Below are 7,453 nucleotides of genomic sequence, written 5' to 3' on the forward strand. Positions count from 1 at the left end.
TCACCAAGCGGTGAAAAGGGGCGGCGTGATGACACGGGGTCAAGGCGACGTCCGCAAAAGCTCCAGCAGCGCCTCCTCGCTGGACTCCGGCGCAACGCGGAGCTGTTCTGAGGCAACAGTGTCCAAGGCTGCGGCGATACGTCCGGACAGCGCAAAAAAACATGACTTTTTAAAAAGCTCACGCAGCGCCGGCCGCCCAGCCAGTGCCTGCAGCGCTGTGGCGGCCTTGGCCGAATAGAGCAGCATTGCCTCGACCGGCCGGCCGGACAAGCGCGCAAGAACGGCCTCATCGGAATAATCCAGCGCGACAGTGTCATAGGTCTCGACGGCGCGAACCTGAACGCCTGCCGACTGCAGCCGCTGCTCGAAACCCGAATAACGCACCCGCCCGCACAAATAGACGATGGTTTGTCCGGCGTAATCGCCGGCAAGCGCATCCGCCAGCGCCTCGGCATCGCCCGGCCCTTCGCTGACCGACAGAAACCCGGCCGCATGGGCGGCCTGCGCTGTCCGTCTGCCGACGGCATGGCAAGGCAAACCGGCGAGCGCCGTGCTGATTTCTTTCGGCGCATGGCGCACGGCATTGGCGCTGGTGACGGCAACGGCCGCGGCATTGGCTGCGACCCTGTCCGGATCAACCGGCAGCGCCACCGTTTCGGTCAGCGGCAGCAGGATCGGCTTAAAACCCAGGTCCTCGAGCCGCTGTGCCGTGCGCGAAGCGCCCGGCTCCGGCCTCGTCACCAGGACGCGACGCATGTCAGGCCCAGCCGTCGAAGAATTTTTCGCCGGCCTTGGCCCGCACGGTCCTGGCGGCTTCGTCGCCGATGCGCGCGGCATCCTGCGCCGGGCCTTCCGCCTTGACCTCATGCGATTGCGCGCCGTCCGGCGAGATGATCAGCCCGCCGAAGAACACCGTTTCGGCCGATATCGTCGCATGGCCGGCAATCGGCGTGCGGCAGGAACCGTCGAGCGCCGCCAGGAAAGCGCGTTCGCAGGCCAGCGCCTGCCCGGTTGGCACGTCGTGGACTGCCGTCAGCATTCTTTCCACATCGAGGTCGCCGATGCGGCTTTCGATGCAGATCGCGCCTTGCCCCGGCGCCGGCGGAAAGCTGTCGAGCGGCATCAGGTCGGTGATGACATCTTCGAGTCCGAGCCGCTTCAGCCCGGCATAGGCAAGGATGGTGCCGTCGGCGACGCCCTCGTCGAGCTTGCGCAGCCGCGTCTGCACATTGCCGCGGAACATCACCACCTCGAGGTCCGGCCGCATCCGCCGGATCAGCGCCTGACGCCGGAGCGACGACGAACCGACCTTCGCGCCGTGCGGCAATCCGGCGATCGTTTTGGCCGCCTTGCCGACGAAGGCGTCGCGGGCATCCTCGCGCGGCAGGAAGGCAGACAGTTCCAGTCCGTCGGGCAACACCGTCGGCATGTCCTTCGACGAATGCACGGCGATGTCGATGCGGCGCGCCAGCAGCGCCTCCTCGATTTCCTTGGTGAACAGCCCCTTGCCGCCGGCTTCCGACAGCGGCCGGTCCTGGATGCGATCGCCGCTGGTCGAGATGACGACCACCTCGAATGCCTCAACCGGCATGCCGTGAGCGGCCATCAGCCGCGCCTGCGTTTCATGCGCCTGCGCCAGCGCCAGCGGGCTGCCGCGTGTTCCGATTTTCAAGGTTGTTTGCATGGCGCGCTGTCCGTGATAACCCCCGGCAGATCGAGGCCGTTTCCGGGCTTTCTCCTAACGGGGAAAGGCTGGTTGCACAATCTCCAGGGATGGCAACGAATTGATCCGCGTTCTGGGCATTGAGACGAGTTGTGACGAGACCGCCGCCAGCGTGGTAGCGCTGGACGGCGGCGGCGCGCCGAAAATCCTGTCTGATATCGTGCTCAGCCAGATCGAAGAGCATGCCGCCTTCGGCGGCGTCGTCCCGGAAATCGCCGCGCGCGCCCATGTCGAGGCGCTGGACGGCATCATCGAGGCCGCGCTTGCCGATTCAGGCGTCGATCTCGCCGATATCGACGCGATCGCTGCGACCGCCGGCCCCGGCCTCGTCGGCGGTCTGATCGTCGGGCTGATGACGGCCAAGGCGATCGCAGCCGCGGCGAACAAGCCGCTGATTGCTATCAACCACCTCGAAGGCCATGCGCTGACCGCGCGGCTGACCGACGGGCTCGACTTTCCCTATCTGTTGCTGCTGGTGTCCGGCGGCCACACGCAGATCGTTGCGGTGCGTGGCGTTGGCGACTACCAGCGCTGGGCAACAACCATCGACGATGCGCTCGGCGAAGCTTTTGACAAGACGGCCAAGATGCTCGGCCTGCCCTATCCGGGCGGGCCGAATGTCGAGAAGGCGGCGGCGACCGGCGACGCCGCGCGCTTCGCCTTCCCGCGACCGATGAAGGGCTCGGCGCAGCCCGATTTTTCCTTTTCCGGGCTGAAGACCGCCGTGCGCCAGGCAGCGACGGCCATTGCCCCTTTGAGCGACCAGGACGTCGCCGACATCTGCGCCTCCTTCCAGGCGGCGGTTGCGGATGCGCTGGATGACCGTGTTTCGAGGGCGCTGAACCGTTTCCGCAAGGAGTTTCCGAGCGAGCTGAAGCCTGCGCTCGTCGTTGCAGGCGGTGTCGCCGCCAACCGGACGATCAAGACCACACTCGAAGCCCTGTGCGAGAAGGCCGGCTTTGCCTTCGTCGCGCCGCCGCTCAAGCTCTGCACCGACAATGCGGCGATGATCGCCTGGGCCGGCATCGAGCGGCTGCGCGCCGGCATATCGGGTGAAAACACCGCTGATTTCGTGCCGCGTTCGCGCTGGCCGCTGGACAGCATCTCCGCTCCGATGGTCGGCTCGGGCCGGCGCGGAGCCAAGGCATGAGCGGCAGCGGGCACAAGGTACCAAGCGGCTGGCGCGTTGCCGTGCTCGGCGGCGGTGCCTGGGGCACGGCGCTGGCGCTGGCCATGTTGCGCGCCGGCCATTTCGTCCGCCTCTATGCGCGCGACTTGGAGACCGTCGCCGCGATCGACCGTGGCGAAAATCCGCGCTATCTGCCTGGCATCGCGCTCCAGGCCGGCATCGTGGCAACGAGTGATATCGAGGCTGCGCTCGACGGCGCCGACTGCGTGCTGGCGGTGGCGCCGGCGCAGTCGCTGCGCGCCATGCTGGCCACCGCGAAAGCCCATATGCCGAAAGACGTCCCGCTGGTCCTCTGCGCCAAGGGCATCGAGCGCGACACCGGCGCATTGCTGTCGGCGATCGCTGGAGAGATCCTGCCTGAAAATCCGGTCGCCGCCCTATCCGGGCCGAGCTTCGCCACTGACGTCGCCAGGGGGCTGCCGACGGCCGTGGTGGTCGCCGCCGGCAATGAGGGTCTGGCGGCCGACCTGGCCGCGCGCTTTTCGGCGCAGAATTTGCGCTGCTATTCGAGTGACGACCTCATCGGCGTCGAGATCGGCGGCGCGCTGAAGAACGTCTTCGCCATTGCCGCCGGTGCGGTCACCGGCGCCGAGCTCGGCGCCAGCGCCCAGGCCGCCATGGTGACGCGCGGCTTCGTCGAATTGCGCCGCATCGGCGCTGCTTTCGGCGCTAGGCCGGAAACGCTGATGGGACTTTCCGGCCTCGGCGACCTGTTGCTCACCTGCTCGTCCGCCCAGTCGCGCAATTTCGCCTACGGGCTGGCGCTGGGGCAAGGCAAGCCGCTTGCCGGGCTGCCACTGGCCGAAGGGGTGCCGACGGCGGCGATCGCCGCCCGCATCGCCACCGAGCGCAACATCGACGCGCCGATCATCACCGCCGTCGCCGCCATACTGGACGGCACGATCACCATCCGCCAGGCTGTGTCGGCGCTGATGACAAGGCCGCTGAAGACCGAAACCGACGTGTAATGTTGAACAATCCGGAGATGGAAAGATGCTGTTTGCGCTGATTTGCAAGGACAAGCCTGGAAGCCTGCAGGTGCGGCTCGATACGCGGCCCGAGCATGTTGCCTTTTTGGAGGGACTGAACGGCGAGAACAAGCTGGCCTTCGCCGGTCCGTTCCTCGACGCCGACGGCAAGCCGAACGGCAGCCTCGTCGTGGTTGAGGCGCCCGATCTGGAGGCGGCAGAAGCGCTATCGGCGGCAGACCCTTTTGCCAGGGCAGGGCTGTTCGAAAGCGTCGAAATCCGGCAATGGAATTGGACCTTCAACAAGCCAGTGAGTGCATGACTCCGAAAATCGGAATCGATTTTCGGAAAGGATCATGCGCAAAATCAAAGTGCTACAGCGTCCTTTGCGCGTCTGAAAGACGCGCGGCGCTGTAGCTGATCTCCAGCCGCGGAGGAGCAAAAAATGAACTACTGGCTGTTCAAATCCGAACCCTCGGTCTTCTCCTTCGAGGACCTCAAGGCGAAGGGCAAGGCCGGCACGCAATGGGACGGCGTGCGCAACTATGCGGCGCGCAACAACATGAAGGCGATGCAGATCGGCGATCTCGGCTTCTTCTACCATTCCAACGATGGGCTCGACGTGGTCGGCATCGTCGAGGTCTGCGCGCTGGCCCATCAGGACACCACTACTGACGATCCGCGCTGGGAATGTGTCGATATCCGCGCCGTCAAGGATGTGCCGAAGCCGGTGACGCTGGAGCAGGTCAAGGCCAACCCCAAGCTTGCCGAGATGGCGCTGGTCCGACTCGGACGGCTTTCCGTGCAGCCGGTGACGCCGGCCGAATGGAAAGAGGTCTGCCGCATGGGCGACCTGACGCCGGCGCCGTGACGGCGCTGACGCCAAACAGCGCGAGAAACTTCATCCTCGACAACACGGCGCTGATGGCACCGCCGCATGTGCCGGAGATGCTGCTGCATCTGGCCGACGAGGCGCATGATCTGTGGCAGCGGACAGAGGACGAACTGGCCGAAATCGGTCTGCCGCCGCCTTTCTGGGCCTTCGCCTGGGCCGGCGGCCAGGGCCTTGCCCGCTACATCCTCGACAATCCGTCTGATGTGCAGGGCAAGCGCGTGCTCGACTTTGCCTCCGGTTCCGGCCTTGTCGCCATTGCGGCAGTGAAGGCCGGCGCGGCAGAGGTGATCGCCGCCGACATCGACCCGTTCTGTGCGACCGCGATCCGCCTCAACGCCGAGGCCAATGGCGTCGGGATAATGTTTCTTGGCACCGACTGCATCGGAACCGATGCGGGCTGGGATGTGGTCCTGGCCGGTGACGTCTTCTACGACAAATCCTTCGCCGACCGGCTGAAGCCATGGTTCGCGACGCTCAAGGCGCGTGGCGCCGACATCCTCGTTGGCGATCCCGGCCGCTCCTATCTGCCGAAAGCTGGACTGGAGCCGCTCGCCATCTACGAGGTGGCGGTAACCCGGGCGCTGGAAGACGCGCTGGTCAAACGCACCACCGTCTGGCGGTTTTCTTGACGGCATTGCCGAACAGGCGTTCCATCACGCTTCGATTTTGAGAATACGCATGCCGTTGTCCCAAAACCGCTGGGCACCCCCGGCTCGGGCCCGGGGGCATGCTTTTGAGCGACATGCTTCCGGGGAGGAAATCATGGATTTTTCAGCAGTGAACTGGCTGGCGGTGATCGTCGCCGCGGTGGTGGCGTGGTTGTTCGGCGCTGCCTGGTACATGGGCCTGAGCAAGCCGTGGCTAAAGGCCACCAGGCTTGATCCGGCGACCATGAGTAAATCGCCGCTGCCCTTCGTAATCAGCTTCGTCGCGGAAATTGTCATGGCGCTCGTCATGTCTCTGATCGTCGGAGCGATGACCGGTGGCGAACCGAACCTCGTTGCCGGGCTCGTCTTCGGCTTCGTTCTCTGGTTCGGATTCGTCGCCACGACGCTATCCGTCAATCATCGTTACCAAGGGTTCGGCTGGGACCTGACCATCATCGTCTGCGGCCACTGGCTCGGCGTGCTGCTTATCATCGGCGCGGTGATCGGCTGGTTCGGCGCGGCGGATGTCGCGGGCTGACGCTGCCGCCATGAAAAAATAGGTCGATGACTGCCGGCTGATCACTCAGAGCGACCTGAAGCTCATCCAAGCGTCGGCTCCGGCTGCGGGTTGTGAACTTCGTTGAGGAGCCAATCCCTGAACGCCACGATCCTGGGGTCGTTGGCGGATGCGATGGGATAGACCAGGAAGTAGGCGAAGTCGGGCGGAACCTTGATGCCAAGTTCGAAGGGCCGGATCAGCCGGCCCTCGGAAAGGTCGTTCGCCACCATGGCAAAATCGGCGAGAGCAACGGCATTGCCGTCGAGCGCGGCCTGAACGGCGTCGGTCGAGGTGCCGAACACGATCGTCCGGCTGTCGTCGAAATCGTCGACGCCGGCCGCCGCCATCCACATCCGCCAGTTTGGCCAGGTCACGCCTTGTCGCGCCCACTCGATATGGGCGAGCGTGTGATGGAAGAGATCGCGCGGCTCGCGCAGCGGCGGGCCGGAGGCCAGCAGGCTGGGGCTGCACACAGGGATGATGATGTTGTCGAACAGCCGGTGGGTGCAAAGGCCGGGATATTTTCCCGCGCCGAAACGGATGCCGACATCGACGTCGTCCAGGTCGAAATCGCGCAATTCAGAAGCAATGTCGAAGCGGAGCTCGATGCCCGGTCGCTGCTTGCGAAAATCGTCGACGCGTCGCATCAGCCATTTTGTCGCGAACTGGGCGTCGAGTGTCACTTTCAGCAACGCCGTTCCACGCGCCAGCTTGTGCGCCCGTGAGACGGCGCGGCCAAGCAGGTCGAGCGCGTCGGTCGAGGCCTCGAACAGCACCGCGCCCGCCTCGGTCAGCCGGATGGTGCGGCTGGTGCGCGTGAACAGCACGATGCCGAGCTGATCCTCGATTTCCTTGATCTGGTGGCTGACCGCGGCCGGGGTCAGGCCAAGTTCGTCCGCGGCGCGGGTGAAATTGAGGTGCCGGGCGGCTGCTTCCAGCGTCCTCAGTGCACGGGTTCCAGGCAGCAGGCGCGCCATCAGAATAGGACGAGGAGAGGCCGGTCGAGCATTTTCAATCCTCAAACAAAACTTGAAGATGCAGAGAAAACTACTCGTTTCTCGTTTTAATTTCAATCCGTCATGATGTGACCATCGTACAAACATCAAACCGGACTTGATGTCCGGAGAAGCCGGATTGCACCATGTCTCACATCGTCTTGAGTCCTGTAACCGTCCGCCCGGCCTGGCTGCGCGCGGTGTCTGATTGGTTCCGCCATGCAAAAATGGCGGTCAACCTCCCGCCCGAGAACGTCGACGACCTTTCGGACCGGCAATTGCGCGACATCGGCGCCGAGCGCAAGGATGTCGCGCGCGCGATGGACCGGGAACTCGGCCGGTTGGGTCTGCTCGATATCGGCTGGCAGAGGCCGCGGGAGTAGGGGAGTAGGGGAGTAGGGTAACGAAAAGGAAGCGGCGCGCCTTCGCAACCCTACTGACACTTTCTTCCTCCCCTATTCCCCTATTCCCCTATTC

At 64.8% G+C, this 7,453-nt stretch carries 10 protein-coding genes; 7 read left to right on the top strand and 3 right to left on the bottom strand.

Annotation, left to right across the window (positions count from 1 at the left end):
- Positions 1–39: 39 nt before the first annotated feature.
- Both AC0L2M_RS27940 and hemC read right to left on the bottom strand, forming a co-directional pair.
- Positions 40–756, bottom strand: coding sequence for a uroporphyrinogen-III synthase (locus AC0L2M_RS27940; protein WP_473536452.1), 717 nt, complete (start codon positions 754–756; stop codon positions 40–42).
- Position 757: 1 nt separating this feature from the next.
- Positions 758–1,684 (bottom strand): hydroxymethylbilane synthase, encoded by a 927-nt coding sequence (gene hemC, locus AC0L2M_RS27945; RefSeq protein ID WP_473536453.1) that lies wholly within the window; start codon positions 1,682–1,684, stop codon positions 758–760.
- Between the two features lie 103 nt (positions 1,685–1,787).
- Between hemC and tsaD the strand changes: the two genes are divergently transcribed.
- The 6 genes from tsaD (at position 1,788) to AC0L2M_RS27975 (ending at position 5,960) form a co-directional block, all read left to right on the top strand.
- The gene (gene tsaD / locus AC0L2M_RS27950; RefSeq protein ID WP_473536456.1) at positions 1,788–2,873 is read left to right on the top strand and encodes a tRNA (adenosine(37)-N6)-threonylcarbamoyltransferase complex transferase subunit TsaD; all 1,086 of its coding nucleotides are present in this window, start codon (positions 1,788–1,790) and stop codon (positions 2,871–2,873) included.
- Positions 2,870–3,880, top strand: a complete 1,011-nt coding sequence (locus AC0L2M_RS27955) for an NAD(P)H-dependent glycerol-3-phosphate dehydrogenase (RefSeq protein ID WP_236384588.1) — start codon at positions 2,870–2,872, stop codon at positions 3,878–3,880. The genes tsaD and AC0L2M_RS27955 overlap by 4 nt, the downstream gene beginning before the upstream one ends.
- Before the next feature lie 25 nt (positions 3,881–3,905).
- Positions 3,906–4,202: a YciI-like protein gene (locus AC0L2M_RS27960; protein WP_027154810.1), complete on the top strand. Its 297-nt coding sequence runs from the start codon at positions 3,906–3,908 to the stop codon at positions 4,200–4,202.
- Between the two features lie 123 nt (positions 4,203–4,325).
- On the top strand, positions 4,326–4,751 hold the full coding sequence (locus AC0L2M_RS27965) for an EVE domain-containing protein (RefSeq protein ID WP_027154811.1): 426 nt from the start codon (positions 4,326–4,328) through the stop codon (positions 4,749–4,751).
- A gap of 53 nt (positions 4,752–4,804) precedes the next feature.
- Positions 4,805–5,404, top strand: coding sequence for a class I SAM-dependent methyltransferase (locus AC0L2M_RS27970; protein WP_287173078.1), 600 nt, complete (start codon positions 4,805–4,807; stop codon positions 5,402–5,404).
- Between the two features lie 133 nt (positions 5,405–5,537).
- Entirely contained in the window at positions 5,538–5,960 is a 423-nt protein-coding gene (locus AC0L2M_RS27975; protein WP_473536457.1) for a DUF1761 domain-containing protein, read from the top strand.
- A gap of 62 nt (positions 5,961–6,022) precedes the next feature.
- Here AC0L2M_RS27975 and gcvA read toward each other — a convergent pair whose 3' ends face one another.
- Positions 6,023–6,958 carry a transcriptional regulator GcvA gene (gene gcvA, locus AC0L2M_RS27980; RefSeq protein WP_091592246.1) on the bottom strand — a complete coding sequence of 312 codons (936 nt, stop codon included), beginning with the start codon at positions 6,956–6,958 and terminating at the stop codon, positions 6,023–6,025.
- 164 nt (positions 6,959–7,122) lie between these two features.
- Between gcvA and AC0L2M_RS27985 the strand changes: the two genes are divergently transcribed.
- The gene (locus tag AC0L2M_RS27985; protein ID WP_128173681.1) at positions 7,123–7,359 is read left to right on the top strand and encodes a hypothetical protein; all 237 of its coding nucleotides are present in this window, start codon (positions 7,123–7,125) and stop codon (positions 7,357–7,359) included.
- Positions 7,360–7,453 lie beyond the last annotated feature (94 nt).

The sequence above is a fragment of the Mesorhizobium sp. WSM4806 genome (assembly GCF_055811635.1).

Bases quoted from the DNA above. Each gene is read 5' to 3' on its own strand.
- AC0L2M_RS27940 (WP_473536452.1), bottom strand. From the start codon at position 756: ATGCGTCGCGTCCTGGTGACGAGGCCGGAGCCGGGCGCTTCGCGCACG.
- hemC (WP_473536453.1), bottom strand. From the start codon at position 1,684: ATGCAAACAACCTTGAAAATCGGAACACGCGGCAGCCCGCTGGCGCTG.
- AC0L2M_RS27955 (WP_236384588.1), top strand. From the start codon at position 2,870: ATGAGCGGCAGCGGGCACAAGGTACCAAGCGGCTGGCGCGTTGCCGTG.
- AC0L2M_RS27960 (WP_027154810.1), top strand. From the start codon at position 3,906: ATGCTGTTTGCGCTGATTTGCAAGGACAAGCCTGGAAGCCTGCAGGTG.
- AC0L2M_RS27965 (WP_027154811.1), top strand. From the start codon at position 4,326: ATGAACTACTGGCTGTTCAAATCCGAACCCTCGGTCTTCTCCTTCGAG.
- AC0L2M_RS27970 (WP_287173078.1), top strand. From the start codon at position 4,805: ATGGCACCGCCGCATGTGCCGGAGATGCTGCTGCATCTGGCCGACGAG.
- AC0L2M_RS27975 (WP_473536457.1), top strand. From the start codon at position 5,538: ATGGATTTTTCAGCAGTGAACTGGCTGGCGGTGATCGTCGCCGCGGTG.
- gcvA (WP_091592246.1), bottom strand. From the start codon at position 6,958: ATGGCGCGCCTGCTGCCTGGAACCCGTGCACTGAGGACGCTGGAAGCA.
- AC0L2M_RS27985 (WP_128173681.1), top strand. From the start codon at position 7,123: ATGTCTCACATCGTCTTGAGTCCTGTAACCGTCCGCCCGGCCTGGCTG.